Source organism: Alteromonas sp. B31-7, from assembly GCF_015767655.1.
GTDB classification, from domain to species: domain Bacteria; phylum Pseudomonadota; class Gammaproteobacteria; order Enterobacterales; family Alteromonadaceae; genus Alteromonas; species Alteromonas australica.
This window is the reverse complement of the sequence record NZ_CP065233.1, coordinates 1,891,344-1,908,070: the sequence shown is the minus strand read 5'-3', so window position 1 is coordinate 1,908,070 and position 16,727 is coordinate 1,891,344. Positions and strand designations below refer to the sequence as shown.

At 46.0% G+C, this 16,727-nt stretch carries 14 protein-coding genes; 6 read left to right on the top strand and 8 right to left on the bottom strand.

All coding sequences use genetic code 11. From position 1 onward, the window contains the following. Nucleotides 1–1,716 (bottom strand): purine-cytosine permease family protein, encoded by a 1,716-nt coding sequence (locus IUA53_RS08085; RefSeq protein WP_196899073.1) that lies wholly within the window; start codon nt 1,714–1,716, stop codon nt 1–3. 560 nt (nt 1,717–2,276) lie between these two features. Here IUA53_RS08085 and IUA53_RS08080 point away from each other — a divergent pair. The 3 genes from IUA53_RS08080 (at nt 2,277) to IUA53_RS08070 (ending at nt 4,698) form a co-directional block, all read left to right on the top strand. After that, nucleotides 2,277–2,942, top strand: a complete 666-nt coding sequence (locus tag IUA53_RS08080; protein WP_231401287.1) for an HAD family hydrolase — start codon at nt 2,277–2,279, stop codon at nt 2,940–2,942. Beyond that, nucleotides 2,939–3,895, top strand: coding sequence for a sugar-binding transcriptional regulator (locus IUA53_RS08075; RefSeq protein WP_044056896.1), 957 nt, complete (start codon nt 2,939–2,941; stop codon nt 3,893–3,895). The genes IUA53_RS08080 and IUA53_RS08075 overlap by 4 nt, the downstream gene beginning before the upstream one ends. A 407-nt stretch (nt 3,896–4,302) precedes the next feature. Further along, nucleotides 4,303–4,698, top strand: coding sequence for a DUF3718 domain-containing protein (locus tag IUA53_RS08070; RefSeq protein WP_044056895.1), 396 nt, complete (start codon nt 4,303–4,305; stop codon nt 4,696–4,698). A gap of 186 nt (nt 4,699–4,884) precedes the next feature. Here the strand turns inward: IUA53_RS08070 and IUA53_RS08065 are convergent, their stop codons facing one another. From IUA53_RS08065 to IUA53_RS08055, 3 genes are read right to left on the bottom strand one after another with little or no spacing between them, the layout of a single operon-like run. Further along, entirely contained in the window at nt 4,885–6,684 is a 1,800-nt protein-coding gene (locus IUA53_RS08065) for an acyl-CoA dehydrogenase C-terminal domain-containing protein (protein WP_196899069.1), read from the bottom strand. A gap of 9 nt (nt 6,685–6,693) precedes the next feature. Next, nucleotides 6,694–7,875, bottom strand: a complete 1,182-nt coding sequence (locus IUA53_RS08060; protein ID WP_196899067.1) for an acetyl-CoA C-acyltransferase — start codon at nt 7,873–7,875, stop codon at nt 6,694–6,696. Between the two features lie 34 nt (nt 7,876–7,909). Next, the gene (locus IUA53_RS08055) at nt 7,910–10,030 is read right to left on the bottom strand and encodes a 3-hydroxyacyl-CoA dehydrogenase NAD-binding domain-containing protein (protein ID WP_044056892.1); all 2,121 of its coding nucleotides are present in this window, start codon (nt 10,028–10,030) and stop codon (nt 7,910–7,912) included. Nucleotides 10,031–10,298: 268 nt separating this feature from the next. Between IUA53_RS08055 and IUA53_RS08050 the strand changes: the two genes are divergently transcribed. From IUA53_RS08050 to IUA53_RS08040, 3 genes are all read left to right on the top strand, one after another. Continuing rightward, the gene (locus IUA53_RS08050) at nt 10,299–11,201 is read left to right on the top strand and encodes a haloalkane dehalogenase (protein ID WP_196899065.1); all 903 of its coding nucleotides are present in this window, start codon (nt 10,299–10,301) and stop codon (nt 11,199–11,201) included. 15 nt (nt 11,202–11,216) lie between these two features. Continuing rightward, nucleotides 11,217–11,981: an SDR family NAD(P)-dependent oxidoreductase gene (locus tag IUA53_RS08045; RefSeq protein WP_196899063.1), complete on the top strand. Its 765-nt coding sequence runs from the start codon at nt 11,217–11,219 to the stop codon at nt 11,979–11,981. Between the two features lie 175 nt (nt 11,982–12,156). Next, nucleotides 12,157–12,435 (top strand): hypothetical protein, encoded by a 279-nt coding sequence (locus IUA53_RS08040; protein WP_044057305.1) that lies wholly within the window; start codon nt 12,157–12,159, stop codon nt 12,433–12,435. A 63-nt stretch (nt 12,436–12,498) separates the two neighbouring features. Here the strand turns inward: IUA53_RS08040 and IUA53_RS08035 are convergent, their stop codons facing one another. The 4 genes from IUA53_RS08035 to IUA53_RS08020 form a co-directional block, all read right to left on the bottom strand. Next, entirely contained in the window at nt 12,499–13,473 is a 975-nt protein-coding gene (locus tag IUA53_RS08035; RefSeq protein ID WP_196899061.1) for an NADPH:quinone oxidoreductase family protein, read from the bottom strand. Nucleotides 13,474–13,546: 73 nt separating this feature from the next. Next, complete coding sequence (locus tag IUA53_RS08030; RefSeq protein ID WP_052806667.1) at nt 13,547–14,608, bottom strand: phosphotransferase family protein; 1,062 nt, start codon at nt 14,606–14,608, stop codon at nt 13,547–13,549. A 9-nt stretch (nt 14,609–14,617) separates the two neighbouring features. Next, nucleotides 14,618–15,832 (bottom strand): acyl-CoA dehydrogenase family protein, encoded by a 1,215-nt coding sequence (locus tag IUA53_RS08025; protein WP_044057308.1) that lies wholly within the window; start codon nt 15,830–15,832, stop codon nt 14,618–14,620. A gap of 11 nt (nt 15,833–15,843) precedes the next feature. Beyond that, nucleotides 15,844–16,518, bottom strand: coding sequence for a histidine phosphatase family protein (locus IUA53_RS08020; RefSeq protein ID WP_044057309.1), 675 nt, complete (start codon nt 16,516–16,518; stop codon nt 15,844–15,846). Between the last annotated feature and the right edge of the window lie 209 nt (nt 16,519–16,727).

Genomic DNA, 16,727 nt, shown 5'->3' with positions numbered 1-16,727 from the left:
TTATTTTGCAAGTGCCTTCTGGCGACGCATTGCCCAGTAAGCAGTGATGAAATAAATAACCGTGCATGCAAAAGCGATATTGAAGAAAAGTTCACGGTTACTTTCGTAGCCAGTGACATCTGCACTGAATGAAAATGTATTAAGCGCCAAGGCTATAGTGATAAATAAACTTGAAACAGAAACCACTTTTAGTACACGAGACACCAATGATGTATCTTCTACGTGATCAGGTAGCGCGTCGGCCTGCATCTGATGATGAGCCTCTACCTTTTGATCAAACGATGCCATTTGCGCTTCTTCTTGAGGGTACTCACGTTTAGCGCCATATTTGGCTGCCAATACTGTGTACACAAAGATGGTAAAGAACCAGGTTGGAATAAATAGGTAATAGAACGAAATAACATCCAACGCATTTAGACCAAAACCGAAAACCAAACCTAGTCCCCAGCTAGCTACAGCAGGAGTACTATGGGTCAGGCTTTGGAAGTGTGCCCAATAGCGGGTGTAACCAATGCGTGGGAAAATAACGTGTTCGGCAAAAACAATGGCGCCCACTGGAACAACTAACAAGCCAGCATAGGTTAAAAGTGGAAGAAGCTTTGTAAAGACAAACGGGAAGCACGCGATAGCAACAGTCACTAAGCCCACAATTGCGGTAGTCTTATTACGAGACTTGTCTTTAAATATGGCTTGGGCTGCTAAGCCTGCGCGATACAAGTTAGCATTTGCTGTTGTCCATCCCGCTACAATAACAATGACTAACCCTGATAAACCCAACGCGTGGAATGCAACGTCGCCTGGATCGAGTTCTACAATAGATTTTTGTACAATTACAGCTGTACCAGCACCCATGATGCCTGCAGAAATCCACGCAATATAGTGCCCAAACAACATACCCGCAGAGGTGCATAGACCATAACGTTTTTTCTTCGCGTAACGAAGTAGCGCCATGTCGATAAGACCGAAGTGGGTAATAGTATTGGCTGCCCAAGAGAAACCAATGACTTCGAGCAAACCAATGCCAGGCTCACCACTTTGGGTTAATCCCGTCCACACAGACGTACTGCCTATGTGCATAAAGTCGCCCCAGCTGGTAAGGAACGTTTGGCCAATAACAGCGTCTGCTAATGCGGGCATAAGCACCAAGGGGCCGGCGATGAACATGGTAAATAGCCAAGGCGCACAAATACGTGAAAAGTCAGACACCGCGTTAAAGCCATACATAGCCACAAAAACCACGATAACACCCACTGCACACACTACGGCAACAAATGCCATGTTTGTGGGGTACCAATTGAGCTGGGCTGGGATGCCTAGGGCAAATCGAACGGCGGTAGCCGACACCGTAATCATAGCAGCTGAGATAACCGTAAAGATGATGACATTTGCCCAGTTATAGAGCTTGGTCATCGAGTCACCTGCAATTTTCTGCAAGTAAGTATATAAACTTAATCGAGTTTCGACTGCGATAGGCGTGGTAATCAGTGTCCAACTTAACACGGCCAATAAATTACCAATGAGTAAGCCCAATAGAATGTCTGTCATGGTAGCACCGAGTGCCACGAACGTTGCGCCAAAGACAAATTCTGTGGCCGCTACGTGCTCACCGGCATACAGGCCCATGAAGTGTTTCCACCCCTTAAGCTCATGCTTTGCAACCGGCAACTGCTCATCGCTAATTTGCGAAAAATCTACTTTTTCTGAAGTCGAATTCATTTTTCTCTCGCTTCGATTCCTACTAACTTCACGACTATCTTTGATGTTGTTGTTCAGATAGATAGCCGGCGTTAGTTCAATTAGGGTCTTGTTGTTACTTTTATATACATCAATGTTAATAACAAAGAACAGCGTACTGCTCAGCCTTATTAATATTGAGCATATGCCAATACTATAATTATTTGCTCAGCGCGGATACTCGCATATCAATAAACAGTTGTAAACGGATTTAACAAAATATTCGTTACTATTTCGTTAATCGAAATTGACGATTAACGGGGGCATTGGCGCTAATTTTTACAAGGCGTTTCATTTAGTGAGAATTTTATTCTCCACAAACCCCTGTTTTCGCGCTTATTTATGCAAATAGGGGAAAAGTGTTAGAATTACGTAAATCCCTACTTGCTAGTGCAGTGTGAAAGTGAAATTATATTCACCGCATGCGGCCATTGCTCACAGTTTTAGCAAGCGCAAAGGCACTTGTTATAAAAACTAGGTTCAGGAACCTCGGTTTCCCCCTCCACGTGTAGAGGGCGGAGTAAACAAAGGAGACGGCGTTGGTGTCGGACATCAAACTTGTTATTTTCGATTGCGATGGCGTGTTAATCGACAGTGAATGTTTATCAATGCAAACCTGGCAATCGTTACTGAATGACTATGGCATCACCATTACCGACACGTATTTTGTTTCCAGATTTCTCGGTAAAAGCATGCAACACGTTGAGAGTCAGGTTAAGCAAGATTTCAATTTCGAGCTTACCGAACAGGTAGTCAATCAATTCCAACAGCAACTACAAGCTCGATTCGAGTCTCATCTACACGCTTCCCCCGGTGTACTTTCAGTACTGGACAACTTACACGTGCCCTATTGCCTGGCCACAAGTAGTTCTCAATCACGTACCCAACATGCCTTAGCCTGTTCAGGGCTAACACCCTATTTTGAGAACAAACAATTTACACGCTCTATGGTGGCCAACGGGAAACCGGCTCCAGACTTGTTTTTACTGGCGGCCGATTCCATGGGGGTGAAACCAGAGGATTGTTTGGTTATTGAAGACTCTTTAGCAGGTATTCAAGCGGCACGAGCGGCGAATATGCATGTACTGCATTATATAGGTGGCAGCCACTTAACCGCGCCAGCGTGTAACGATGTTGACATACTAGACAGTTGGGGCGTGTTTTTTTCGCAGTACGCAAACCTAAGACATAATGAGATGAATAAATGAGTAAGAAGCAACAACACGATAGCCAAAAACTAGACGACGCTGCGCGCGCCGGATGGCTTTACTACGTAGGCGGTAAAACCCAAGACGAAATTGCGAAAATGCTGAATATCTCACGGCAGAGCGCTCAACGTTTAGTGGCGCTGTCTATGTCTGAAGGGCTGGTTAAAGTGCGCCTTGAACACCCAATAGCAAGATGTATGGAATTGGCGAAGGCCATTAAAGAGCGATTCGGCCTTCAGTTTTGCGATGTGGTGCCTGCTATAACCGAAGATCCCAACTCGACCCTTGGCCTTGGACAAGCTGGCGCCGCAGTGATAGAACGCACGCTTCGAAGCGAGACACCGAAGACCATTGCATTTGGTACAGGTCGGGTGCTTCGTGCCTGTGCAGATGAGTTATCCTTATTACATTGTCCTCAGCATAAGATAGTGTCTTTAGTGGGTAATATTGCCAATAATGGAGAAGCAACACGCTACGACGTAGCGGTGCATATTGCCGATAGAGTTAAAGCACAACACTACCCTATGCCACTGCCTGTTATTGCAAACTCTGAAGCAGAGAAACACGTGCTACACCAACAAAGCCACGTGGCCCGTATTCATGCACTGGCCAAAGAAGCAGATATCACCTTTGTCGGCATTGGGAACTTAGGAAGCACATCTCCACTACATGTTGATGGTTTTATTGACGATGAAGAAATGGCGTATTTGTCTGAAGTGGGTGCTGCGGGAGAAATCATTAGCTGGATATACAATCGCGAAGGTGCCATCGTGGATTGTAAAATCAATAAGCGGGTGACCAGCAGTGAACTGTCGTTATCGAACAGTAGGCCAGTGGTGGGTATTGCATCAGGCATGAATAAGCGAGACGCTATCTTAGGCGCACTTCGCTCCAAGTTAATCAATGCGCTTATTACCAACGAAACCACAGCGGCTGCCTTATTAGAAAACTAGGCTCTTTCTCTTTTCGTTAAACGCCTAAGTGCAAACGGTAATGTGGTTGCACTTAGGCCCCCCCTCATTTCAACGTCATTTCATTCGCCCACCTTCCATACCTCGCCCACTTTCTTTAATGAGCGTTGTTTTATTATTTTTCTTCTTTTTAAAGCACTTTTTCGCTGTTTTTTCTTAAAAAAGCCTTTTTATTAAACTTTATGCTAAGTATATTTCAACGTCCCCCAAAATCACTACCAACCAATAACTCATTGTATTAATGAGATTTTATAGAAGTTCTCCCATAGTAGACTTTAGATTAAGGTATTATTTTAAATACCTTGTTATTGGTCTGCATGTTTTCTGACCACCACAGATCCGCTTTAATTATTCCCGAACCAAACAACAACAACCGAAGGAAATTAACCATGTTGAAAATTGTTAAAACTTCACTAATCATTGCAGCTACATCTCTAACTATTTCTAACGCGGCGCACGCTGATGTAAACGAAGCACTCGCTAACATTTGTACAATTGTACAAGCGGATGACAAAGGCGAACTTCGTAAAAAAATGCGTCGTGTACAGTCTGACTACAAAATGAAACTTCGCGATTACTACTCAGGTGTTTCGTGTAACGGCAACAGCCTTATTCGCACTGCACTAGTAAACAACGCGGTTGAAGTAGGCACACTACTTGTTAAGAAAATGCCAAGCAAAGACCTTCAGGCGCCTGAAGCAGACGGCAAAACGTTACAAGCGTGGATTGCAGAGCAAGGTTTACAATCAAACCCTATCTCTACAGAGCTTAACGAGCGTATCTAAAACAACAATTTCACAAACCATGTGATAGTCGTTTCAACATGGTCACGGCAAGATGCCGTACTGGTGGCTCCGAAAGGAGCCACACTCTTTTGTGGGCTGGGTTTGTGAAGGGTTAATATGCAGCGTTGAAAAACAAAAAAGCCGAGTATTCACTCGGCTTTTTTGTATCGCACCTACATGCTATTGCTATTCAATGGCAAACATACTCTCAGGCATAGCCATTAAGTTATCTGCGCCTGACTGCATGGCTGAAACCAAAGAGCGGGTACGAGTTAGTAGCCGGTCAAAGTAAAAGCCCGTGGTTAAAATTTTACTTTGATAATATTCACTTTCCGTGCTGCCAGCATCAAGTTGCTCTTGAGCTTTCACTGCCATTCTTAGCCAGAAGTAAGCCACGGTGACATAACCTGAATACATTAAGTAATCAACCGATGCGGCCCCAATTTCATCAGGGTTTGACGCGGCCGCTTTGCTAATGTCTAAGGTAATTTGCTGCCACTCGTCTAAGTGTGAACTGAGTGCATTGGTCCACGCACTAAATTGTGCGTTATCACGAAGAGAGTTACAGTAGTCACGCACTTCTTGAACGAACACATTGAGCAATTCACCATTCGAGCCCATGACCTTGCGACCCAATAGGTCTACAGCTTGAATACCCGTAGTACCTTCGTACATAGTACAAATACGCGTGTCTCGCGCTAATTGTTCCATGCCCCACTCTTTAATAAAGCCATGCCCGCCATACACCTGCATACCATAGCTTGTTGTTTCTTGCGCTGTTTCGGTGAGGAACGCCTTAACTATTGGCGTTAAGAAAGCCAGCTTTGCTTCAGCCACTTGTTTTGCCGCAGCGTCGTCACTGTACATTGTCACATCAACCATTTGCATGCAGTAGGCCGCTAAAGCTCGGTTCCCTTCTGCAAACGCTTTTTGCGTAAGTAACATACGACGAACATCAGGATGCACAATGATAGCGTCGGCTGGACCGTCTGGGTTCTTGCGACCCGTTAACGAACGAAATTGAACACGATCTTTCGCATAGCGTAAGGCGCCTTGAAACGCGGCTTCAGAGGCAGCCAGCCCTTCAAGCCCTGTTCCAATACGTGCTGTATTCATGAAGGTAAACATGCAATTGAGACCGCGATTAGGAGGGCCAATCAAATAGCCTTTTGCACCGTCGAAATTAATCACACAAGTGGCACTGGCTTTAATTCCCATTTTATGTTCGATACTGCCACAGGTTACCGCATTTCTATCCTGCTTTTCGCCATCATCAGAAACGTTAAACTTAGGCACCACGAATAAAGAGATACCTTTGGTTCCTTCAGGGGCACCCGGCAAGCGAGCTAACACGATATGAACAATATTTTCCGACATATCGTGTTCACCGGCTGAGATGAATATTTTGGTACCGGTTAAGCTATAAGTACCATCATCCTGAGGTTCAGCTCGGCACTTAAGCATACCAAGATCTGACCCACAATGCGCTTCAGTTAAACACATTGTGCCTGTCCATTCGCCGCTAATAAGCTTTGGCAAAAACATGGTTTGTTGTTGCTCAGTTCCATGCGCCTTTAAGGTTTCCATACAGCCTTGGCTTAAGCCTGGATACATGGCCCACGAGTGATTAGCACCGGAAAACCATTCGGCAATAATAGAGGCTAAAGAATAGGGCAATTGCTGCCCACCGAACTCTTCAGGGTGTGCCATACTTGGCCAGCCACCCTCTACATAGGTGTGGTACGCTTCTTTAAATCCCTTTGGCGTTGTCACATTGCCGTCATTCCATGTACACCCTTCTTCATCGCCCGATTGGTTGATTGGCGCAAGTGTGTTTTCAGAAAATTTTGCTGCCTCTGCAAATATCGCAGAAACCAAATCTTCAGACGCTTCGTCAAAACCTAACGCCTGATAATGACGTTGATAATCTAACAGCTCATGTGTGACAAACATGGCATCTCGTTGTGGAGCTTTATAACCTTCCATATCAATTACCTATAGAACTTCAAATAAACCAGCAGCGCCCATTCCGCCACCAATACACATAGTGCAAACGACATACTTCGCACCGCGACGCTTACCTTCAATGAGGGCATGGCCCACCATACGCGCGCCACTCATGCCATAAGGGTGACCCACTGAAATGGCACCGCCGTTTACATTTAATAATTCATCTGGAATACCCAATTTATCGCGGCAATACAGCACCTGTACCGCAAACGCCTCGTTAAGCTCCCATAAACCAATGTCGTCCATGGTCAAGCCATGCTGTTTTAACAACTTAGGAATAGCAAACACTGGTCCTATGCCCATTTCGTCCGGTTCACAGCCTGCCACGGCAATTCCCCGGTAAATACCCAGGGGTTGAACACTCCCCTGAGCGGCTGAATGTTCGTCCATCATAACGGTAGCACTTGCGCCATCGGATAACTGACTGGCATTACCCGCCGTAATGCACCCGCCTTCAATAACAGGGTTTAAGCTATTTAGGCCTTCAAGGGTGGTTTGAGGACGATTTCCTTCATCTTTCGAAAGTGTGACCTCTTTGAATGAAGTTTCACCTGTCTCTATATTGAATAGCGCCTGTTGTGCAGTAATGGGGACAATTTCATCGTCAAATTTTCCAGCATCTTGTGCTGCGGCCGTGCGCATTTGACTTTGGTAACCATATTCATCCTGGACATCACGGCTGATGTTGTAGCGGTTGGCCACCACCTCGGCCGTTTGCAGCATCGGCATGTAAATATCTTTGTGCTTAGCGACAAGTGCAGGGTCTACCGCACGAAACATATTCATGTTTTTGTTTTGCACTAACGAGATAGAATCTAACCCCCCAGCGACCATGACATTAGCATCGCCCGTTCGGATAGCGTTTGCTGCGGTGGCAATGGCATACATGCCAGAGCTACACTGGCGATCTAGGGTCATGCCAGCCACCGTCACGGGCAACCCTCCTGCTAGCCCGGCCAGTCGGCCAATGTTCATGCCACCACTGCCCTGCGTTAAGGCCGCGCCCATAATAACGTCGTCAACACTTGCTGACTCAATACCCGCTTTCGCCACAGCGTTAGCAATAGCATGGCCACCCAGTGACGGGGCGGGTAAGTTGTTTAATGCCCCTTTATAGGCACGCCCAATAGGCGTTCTTGCGGTACTGACAATAACTGCGTCGCGCATAATAGTAATTCCTTATCTTTAGCTGTTATTTGACTTACTTTTGGTAGTGCTTAAAAGTGCCACCGTCTTTGGCCAATGAGATGAGTAAATCGCTAGGCTGTAGCCACATGTCGCCGTAGTCGCCCAGTTGATCTCGATAGGTTACAAGCTTATCTAAAATAGTGCCTAAGCCGACTTCATCGGCATACTGCATGGGGCCTCCTCGATAAACAGGGAAGCCATAGCCGTATACATAAATCACATCGATATCACTGGATTTTGCAGCTATACCTTCTTCTAAAATGCAAGCGCCTTCATTTATGAGAGTAAACATTACCCGGACTAATATTTCTTCGTCGCTGATGTCTGAGCGTTGTTTCACGCCAAGCCGATGAGCTTCTTTCTTAGCGATGTCAAGCACTTCAGGATCTGGAATCGGCACTCGACTGCCTGGTTCGTATTGATACGCGCCCCGACCGCTTTTTAATCCATTGCGCCCCATTTCCACTAATCGGTCGGCTACCGCGCCGTAGGCTGGATCATGAGATATATGTTCTTGACGAGATTGTCGAACGTAATAGCCAATATCTAATCCGGCCATATCCCCCATGGTGAATGGCCCCATTGGCATACCAAACTCGGTAAGTACACGGTCAACTTGCTCTGGGCTGGCACCTTCAAGCAAAAGCCTATTTGCTTCACGACCGTAAGGTTCAATCATGCGATTACCTACAAAGCCAAAGCAGACGCCCACAAGCACGGCCACCTTCCTAATTTTCTTTGCCATTTTCATGCAGGTTTTAATCACGTCAGGCGCTGTTTTCTCGGCTTTCACGACTTCTAACAATTTCATGACATTTGCTGGAGAGAAAAAGTGCAAACCTATAACGTCTTCTGGGCGTGAAGTGGCCGTCGCAATTTCGTCAATATCGAGTGTAGAGGTGTTTGAGGCGAGAATGGCACCTGGTTTACACACGCTATCAAGGGTAGAAAATACGGCTTTCTTCACTTCCATTTTTTCGAACACGGCTTCTATAACAAGATCAACATCCGCTAAATCTTCATAAGCCGTGGTACCGGAAAGCAGAGACATTCGGGCTTCTACTTGTGCTTGGGTCAACTTGCCTTTTTTGGCTGAGTTTTCGTAATTTTTACGAATTAACGCAAGGCCCTTTTCAAGGGCCTCTTCTTTCAATTCTAATAACGTGACCGGAATACCTGCATTCGCGAAATTCATTGCAATTCCGCCACCCATGGTGCCTGCTCCGATAATAGCTACGCGATTAATGGCGCGTTCAGGGGTGCTTTTATCGAAGTCGTTCACGTGACCTGCTGCACGTTCCGCAAAGAAAAAATGTTGCTGGGCACGCGCCTGTGGGGTGGCCATACATGCCAAAAACAACTTACTTTCATTCTTAAGGCCATCTTCGAATGCTAACGTATAAGCGCCTCGCACGGCTTCAATGCATTTTAACGGCGCATAGAAGCCCTTTGTTGTCTTTTGAGTTTGCTGTGTAACCGCATCAAAAACCGCTTGGGTCTTCTCGTCCATCGATAAAGTAATGTCACAGGTACGCTTAATGGCATTACTGCCATTAAGAGAAGAAAGGTAGTCACGTGTATCTGCGAGTAACGACTCTGGCGTTTCAGAAATTTTATCAAATACCCCTGGAAGTTTGGTGACTGGCGTAGGTTTGCCCGTAACAATCATAGTAAGGGCTGTTTGTGCATCAACTAAACGGGGAAGTCGTTGGGTTCCGCCGGCTCCGGGTAAAATACCTAAATTGACTTCCGGTAGACCTACCTTGTTTGATGCGAAAGTGATTCGGTGATGACAGGCCAGCGCCAACTCTAATCCCCCACCGAATGCGGGCCCTGGTAACACTGCCACTACAGGCTTGCTAGCATGTTCAATTTTGTCTAGCACTTCAGGTAGCATAGGCGACAAATCGCCACCTGAAAATTCGCTAATATCCGCGCCACCAGAAAATATAGGTAGCGAAGACGTTATGACAATCGTAGAAACGCTGTCATCCTGCAATGCATTGGTGACGCCATCAATCAATCCCATTCGAAGTGCACGAGACAACGCGTTTACAGGCGCGCTTTGCATTACTAGCTTAGCAACCCCATCCTTAACCTCGTACATAACTGCATTATTTTCTGCTTGCGTCATAACCATTTCCTATTTTTCACGTTAATGGAATGTTATTGCAGTGATGTCAATCATCCAAGTTTATTGGTGTTATAGACATTCATCATAATTTTTAATACCTCAACTCAAGCCTCTTTCGCTCTGTGGTAGCGCTATAAAGCCCGATATAAGGTAGATACAGAAAATTTGACAGCAGTGAAAGGGAGTGTTTTTGTTAAAAAATAAAGCAAGAAAACAACATAAATGTTACACAAAGACATGACATGCCATCACCTGGAAGGAGATAAAGATGCAAGTACTCAAAACCCCCGAAGAGGCTTTTTCGTTTATCACTGATTTCCCTTACCCGCCGCGATACATCAACGTCACCGATACCATGGGGGGAGAGATCGTGATGGCCTATTATCAAGCAGGGCCAGATGACGGACTCCCCGTAGTGCTATTACACGGTGAACCTACCTGGGCGTATCTGTACCGTAAAATGATGCCGCGACTGGTTGATGCAGGTTTTAACGTATTCGTTCCCGATCTTATTGGCTTTGGTCGCTCCGATAAGCCCGTGCATCAAAAAGACTATACTTATGCGCGGCATCTAATTTGGCTAAAAGAATGGTTTCAACAAGTTGTTAATCAGCCAGTGGCCCTTTTTTGTCAAGATTGGGGTGGGCTTTTAGGCCTGCGCTTAGTCGCCGACATGCCAGAGAAATTTGTTGCCGTCATGGCGTCAAATACTGGGCTGCCAACCGGAAATAAGCCTCCCTCGGACGCATTTATAAAGTGGCGTCGCTTTTCACAAGATGTGCCTGAATTTCCCACCTCAGAAATTATTCAACAAGGCACGGTATCTCTACTGAATAAACCAACATTGAAGGCTTATGATGCCCCCTTTCCTTCTGAACGCTACAAAGCAGGCGCACGGGCATTTCCACTCCTTGTACCCACATCACCGGATAACCCAGAGTCCAACGCAAACCGTGAAGCCTGGGAAAACCTACAGCAGTTTTGCCGCCCATTTATGACGGCATTCAGCGACCAAGACCCTGTCACCGCTGGCGGTGATACCATCATGCAGAAACGAATAGCTGGATGCTCAGGCGTAACACACACCACGATAGAAGGTGGCGGACACTTTGTACAAGAGGATAAAGGTGAGGAACTTGCCCACCACCTCATCGCATTTATACAACAATGATAAAAGGATTAACTAATGGATTCATTACTCGATTTTAGCGACCACGTCGTGTTGATTACTGGTGCAGGCAGTGGTTTTGGGCGGCTTTTAGCTCAAGGTCTAGCTCTACGAGGCGCAAAACTTGTACTCAGTGACATCAATGAACATGCGTTAACGGAAGTACGGCAATCGCTAGCCTCATCATGTGACGCTATTACCCTTGCCGGCGATATAGCCCTTGAAAGCGTAAATCAGTCCTTGGTAGACGCAGCGGTAAACCAATTTGGTCGCCTAGATATTGCGGTTAACAATGCCGGCATTGCCCATCAACCTGCGCCTGTTCATCAAATGACAGAAGACATAATAGATCGTCAATTTGCGGTTAATGTAAAAGGTGTAATGTTTGGTATGAAATACCAGATACCCGTTATGCTAGCCCAAAAGCAAGGCCATATCATGAATGTTAGCTCGCTAGCAGGTTTAGGTGGTGCCCCTAAAGGCGCTGCTTATGCCGCAGCCAAACACGCGGTAGCCGGTGTCACCCGCACCGCCGCCGTAGAGTATGGAAGAAAAAATGTAAGGGTGAACGCCATTTGCCCATTTTACAGCCCAACCAATATTCTTAATGTAGATGGCTATAATACGCCTGAAGCCCAAGCGCAATTGGGCATGGGAAGCCCGATGAAACGCTTGGCTGACCCACAAGAAATTGTTAATACTATGCTGTTACTGTTGTCACCAGGAAACAGTTACATGAACGGTCAAACCATTGCTGTAGATGGCGGAGTTACTGCGTGGTAACTTAGTCTTTAGCCATAAAAGGTATTGTTTCCCATACCTAGGTATGAGCGAAAACCTTTCCCTGTAACGAGACTTTAGTTGTAATACTTAAGAACAAACAAAGCCGACAAAAGAGGCGAGTGCAATCGCCTCTGATGTCTTTAACGAATCTGTCATAGATAATTGTGAGTAAGTGATGAAAACGAAGAGTACCACTACATTAGTAAGCTGCAGTATTTTCGTTAGTGCATTATTTTCTACTGCCAGTTTCGCTGACACCTCGGCTGCACATTATAACAACCAAGTTCAAACCCACGCTATCGAGCAACCGTTAAAGAAAGCACGTAGCGACAGAAAAACCTCTTCAACGGTGCTTAAACGCTTTTTAGACGCGTCAGCAAAGTCATCTAACAAAACGAAAACTATACACCTTATTCATGCCGTGCTTCCCGTACAGACAAGTGCATCCGAGTAACGTGTTAGTCCGTTACCCGGCATATTGAGCCTTTCTATTTGAAGAAACAACGTGGGCTGCTGTTTATGGCACCACCACCATTTTACCTTTTACTTCTCGATTCATCACTTTTTTCATTGCTTGCGTAGCTTGGTGAAGAGGTACCGCCTCGTCCACCACCACTTTCACTTTTCCTTGTACATACCAGGTTAATAGCTCTTGCATGTTTTGAGCGAAACCTTTGGGGTCGTGCTGAGTAAATGCCCCCCAAAATACGCCCATGACACTATAGCCTTTCACCAAGGCAAGGTTGACGGGAAACTTTGGAATTTCTCCACCTGCAAACCCTACGACAAGCAAGCGTCCTTCCCACGCCATACTTCTGCTGCATGCATGGAAGGTATCGCCACCCACACATTCATATACCACGTCAGCGCCCTTACCTTCAGTGACTTCTTTTAACGTCTCTTTCAAGTCGTTTTCTTTGTAATTAATTAAGACATCGGCTCCGTATTCTTTTGCTAACGCTAATTTTTCTTCAGTAGAACACACGGCTATAACCTTAGCACCCATGGTTTTACCAATTTGTACTGCCGCTAATCCCGTGCCTCCCGCTGCCCCCGTCACAACAAGCGTCTCGCCAGGCTGCAGTTTGGCGCGTTGTTTGAGCGCGTGATGGGCGGTAGCATGCGCTGTCACCAAAGCAGCACCTTCGTTAACGTGAATGGCATCAGGAAGAGGCAGCACATGGGTGGCTGCAATGCGTGCTTTTTCCGCATAGCCCCCCATATTTGACAGTGCAATGACCCTTTGCCCAATGTGTAAATGGCTTACCCCTTCTCCTAATTCTACTATGGTACCGGCCACTTCGTTACCAGGCACAAAGGGGAAATCAGGCTGCATTTGATATAGCCCTTGCACAAGGAGGCCATCGGGAAAATTGACGCCGGCCGCTTCAACATTAACAACAACGTGCCCAGGCTCTGCCACGGGATCTGCCACGTCTTTATATTGTAAATCGTCAATGGGACCAAAGGCGTCACATACTATTGCTTTCATACATACTCCACAGTCTTTCTGAGACAGTTTCTGGTAGGGCTGCTACCGTGTTTTAACCTTATCAAGCAATGTATTATTTCATTTCTTGATGTATTGTTTGGTTTGCAATTTGTGCCAAAGGACGCACCATGGCACCTAGTTGCATGGCTTTTTCACTAGAGGCATTCCCATCATGGGCTCGCTTTACTACCCCTTGTAAAATAGCAGCAAGGCGGAAAAAGCTAAACGCAAGATAGAAGGTCCAGTTTTCGATAACACCAATGTTTCGGCGCTGACAGTAAGCTTGTATATAAGCCGTTTCAGATGGAATGCCCAACTGCTCCCTATCAAGGCCCCCCAGACCCGCAGCGTGGGCAATATTGGCGGGTAATCGTAACTGCATGCATTGATACGCTAAGTCTGCATAGGGGTGACCTAGAGTAGACAACTCCCAATCTAAAACTGCGACCACTTTCGGCTTATCTGGATGGGACATATCAAACATCATGTTATCCAGCCTGAAATCACCATGGACTAATGCAACTTGGCCGTCGTCATCAGGCAGGTTCGCTTCCAAGTAAGCAATAAGCTGTTCAATTTCGGCGATATGCTCTAATTCAGACGCGCGATATTGCTTAGTCCAACGACTTAGCTGACGGTGAAAATAACTACCAGGTTTGCCATAGTCATTTAAACCGGCCTGTTCAATGTTGACACTGTGTAGGGCAGCTAAAACACGATTCATTTCATCGTACATCGCCCCTCGGGTATCGGGGGAAGTAATTTCAGGCAGTGCACTATTCCAGTAAATATCTCCTTCTACATACGCCATGATATAAAACATGCTGCCAATGACGTGGGTGTCTTTACATAAATGGAAAACCTTTGGGACGGGCACATCACTGCCCGCTAAGGCTTGAATGACACGAAATTCTCTGTCTACCGCATGAGCAGACTTTAATAACTTCCCCGGAGGCTGACGACGTAAAACAAACACCCCCTTGTCGGTTTCAAGCTTGAACGTGGGGTTTGATTGGCCACCGGAAAACTTTTGTGCATGTTTGATAAGCCCAACTTCTGGGCACGCTTCAGTGAGATAGACATTCAGGCTATCTACATCAATATGGTGAGATTTTGCTTGGTTATCGCTTGCCACGTTTACTCCTTACGCATTCTTGTCTGCAATGAGATTTCTGCCAAGTTGCATCATATGAACCTGATCTGGCCCATCAGCCAGCTTTATGGTTCTTGCATAGGCATACATAGCAGATAGCACAAAATCTTGGCTAGTTCCTGCGGCACCATGCATTTGAATGGCTTCGTCAATGACTCGGCATGCCATGGATGGCGCAACAATTTTTATGGCTGCAATAAGATCCCGTGAAACTTTGTTGCCATACTTATCCATTTTGTCTGCTGCTTTTAGGGTAAGTAATCGTGCTTGCTCTATTTCACAGTGCATCTTCGCGATACTCTCGCGCACAGACTGCTGTTTTGAAAGTGGTTTTCCAAATGCGACTCGCTGTTCAACCCGTTCACAGGCAAGGTCTAACGCCCGTTGAGCACAGCCGATAAGGCGCATACAGTGATGAATACGGCCAGGGCCCAAACGGCCTTGAGCAATTTCAAATCCTCTACCCTCGCCTAACAGTAAGTTGTCTGCCGGCACACGCACATTATTAAATTCAACTTCGGCGTGACCCACAGGCTCATCATAATATCCCATTGCGGACATTGGCCGAACCACTGTCACCCCAGGGGTGTCCATGGGCACTAATATCTGAGATTGCTGTTCATGGCGAGGGGCGTCAAAGTCGGTTTTCCCCATCACCACCATAATTTTGCAATTCTCATTCATTGCTCCACTGGTGTACCATTTGCGCCCGTTAATTACATATTCGTCGCCATCTCGCGTAATCGACGTTTCAATATTTGTTGCATCACTCGACGCTACAGCCGGTTCGGTCATGGCAAATGCTGAACGAATTTCGCCATTGAGCAAAGGAACAAGCCATTGTTGCTTTTGTGCTTCGTTACCATATTTTGCCAACACTTCCATGTTGCCTGTGTCCGGCGCGCTGCAGTTAAAAATTTCTGAGCTAAACAACACGCGCCCCATTTCCTCGCAAAGAGGCGCATATTCGGCGTTGGTCAGTCCTGCACCGTAAGGCTTATACTCTTCAGGTAAAAACAAATTCCACAAACCTGCATCACGGGCTCGCTGCTTTAATGTGTGCATCAACGCCGGGGTTTTCCAACGATCTTCGCCATTTTCAACCCCATGAATGTACTCTTGCTCGATGGGATAGACTTCTTTTTGCATGAATGCTCTCAACTGAGTTAAAAGCGATTGCGTTTTTTCATTGTACTCAAAATTCATATCTGCACCGTTTAGCTGTAGGTAATTGCGTGTAACTTTTCAATCACATCTAAGTGAGGCACGCTGTTAAAATTGTTAAGGTGAATGCTGCGTGAATTGGCGTAACATTGTGTAAAGCTGGCATTGCGAATTTGAAGGTTCATGTTAATAACCATAGGTGCACTGTAACCTAGGATATGTTTAAGCATCATGGCGATAGCCCCCCCCGAACTCACCACTAAAATGCGCTGTGCACTGCTATTTTGTAGGCTGGTTAAAACGTTCGCTGCCCGCGCCTCAAACTGCTGCCACGTTTCTTCAACTAGCGCTTCAGGTAATGTGTTTTCAGACCACGCAAGCATGGCCTTTTTCAAAAGCCGGTAATATTCAGCAGGTGATGCGCCTTCTGGCACCCTATCCTGCGGGTTAGCCGACAGATAGGCCTGTGCGACGGCTTGAAAGTTGAACTCGTTAAGATCTGAAGTCACGGTGGGATCTGGCAGATACTGTAAACCGTTGGCAATGCCCTGGGTGGTTTCATGATGGCGCACCATATCGCCTGACAAGACTTCGTCAAAGACAATATCGCGCTGCTTAAAATACTCGCCTAGCCAATGGGCTTGCTGCCCGCCAAGGGGGCTTAACTTGTCATAATTCGCTTTTCCAAACGAAGCTTGCCCGTGGCGAACTAAATAGATATCTGTCATTACGCGCTCTAATGTTATCAATATGTTAAGCATGGTAAGAAATATAAACCCATAAGTTTAATTGATATTTTGAATGAGCATTCATCAAGTGAAACTATAACGCACAGGTAGAATATTAGACCTTAGTTTAAGATTGGCATTTTAAATTGCGCTTAAATTGCACATTCTGACACAATAAGCTCATCATTTAGCCACGCGCTAATTGTGAA

Coding starts and splice junctions, on each gene's coding strand:
- IUA53_RS08070 (WP_044056895.1), top strand. CDS start 4,303: ATGTTGAAAATTGTTAAAACTTCACTAATCATTGCAGCTACATCTCTA.
- IUA53_RS08060 (WP_196899067.1), bottom strand. CDS start 7,875: ATGCGCGACGCAGTTATTGTCAGTACCGCAAGAACGCCTATTGGGCGT.
- IUA53_RS08035 (WP_196899061.1), bottom strand. CDS start 13,473: ATGAAAGCAATAGTATGTGACGCCTTTGGTCCCATTGACGATTTACAA.
- IUA53_RS08055 (WP_044056892.1), bottom strand. CDS start 10,030: ATGACGCAAGCAGAAAATAATGCAGTTATGTACGAGGTTAAGGATGGG.
- IUA53_RS08040 (WP_044057305.1), top strand. CDS start 12,157: ATGAAAACGAAGAGTACCACTACATTAGTAAGCTGCAGTATTTTCGTT.
- IUA53_RS08050 (WP_196899065.1), top strand. CDS start 10,299: ATGCAAGTACTCAAAACCCCCGAAGAGGCTTTTTCGTTTATCACTGAT.
- IUA53_RS08020 (WP_044057309.1), bottom strand. CDS start 16,518: ATGACAGATATCTATTTAGTTCGCCACGGGCAAGCTTCGTTTGGAAAA.
- IUA53_RS08065 (WP_196899069.1), bottom strand. CDS start 6,684: ATGGAAGGTTATAAAGCTCCACAACGAGATGCCATGTTTGTCACACAT.
- IUA53_RS08025 (WP_044057308.1), bottom strand. CDS start 15,832: ATGAATTTTGAGTACAATGAAAAAACGCAATCGCTTTTAACTCAGTTG.
- IUA53_RS08085 (WP_196899073.1), bottom strand. CDS start 1,716: ATGAATTCGACTTCAGAAAAAGTAGATTTTTCGCAAATTAGCGATGAG.
- IUA53_RS08045 (WP_196899063.1), top strand. CDS start 11,217: ATGGATTCATTACTCGATTTTAGCGACCACGTCGTGTTGATTACTGGT.
- IUA53_RS08075 (WP_044056896.1), top strand. CDS start 2,939: ATGAGTAAGAAGCAACAACACGATAGCCAAAAACTAGACGACGCTGCG.